Raw genomic sequence first — 422 nt, 5'->3', positions numbered from 1 at the left:
ATGGTAGCTGTCGTTACCAGCCTGACCTATCTATCCAACGGTCAGCTCTTCCAATACGGTACCATCAGTTACCGTCCCGATAAATTTACCTTTGTCACTATGGCTAAACGCTAAGACCCAGGAAAAATAAAAGGAATCCAGTCCTTTTTAGCTAGCATAAAAGAGCGAAGTCTTAATTAGGGACTCCGCTCTTTTTATTGGATTAAATCTATTTAAATCGGTTTACCCAGCTATTTGCGAACCAAGCTGATGCGTTCTTGAATATGGTCGTCCGATTCCAGAATATCTACTAGGGCTCTAGCATAGTCAGCGTAAGAAATGACACTTTCTCCTTGATCATTAAGAAAGAATTCTTCACCACCTAGAAGGTAGCTACCGGTTGCTGGAGCATCCGCTTGAAAATCCGCGGCTGGGCTGATAAA

At 42.9% G+C, this 422-nt stretch carries 1 protein-coding gene; it reads right to left on the bottom strand.

Annotated elements, in window-relative coordinates; all coding sequences use genetic code 11:
- Positions 1 to 230: 230 nt before the first annotated feature.
- The coding region (locus FH871_RS34985) for a hypothetical protein (RefSeq protein ID WP_369008818.1) at positions 231 to 422 on the bottom strand (192 nt) is incomplete at its 5' end.

Source organism: Larkinella sp. C7 (genome assembly GCF_006149005.1).
Taxonomy (GTDB): Bacteria; Bacteroidota; Bacteroidia; order Cytophagales; family Spirosomataceae; genus Larkinella.
Note: the sequence above shows the minus strand (reverse complement) of the source record. Positions and strands in the feature narration are given on the sequence as shown.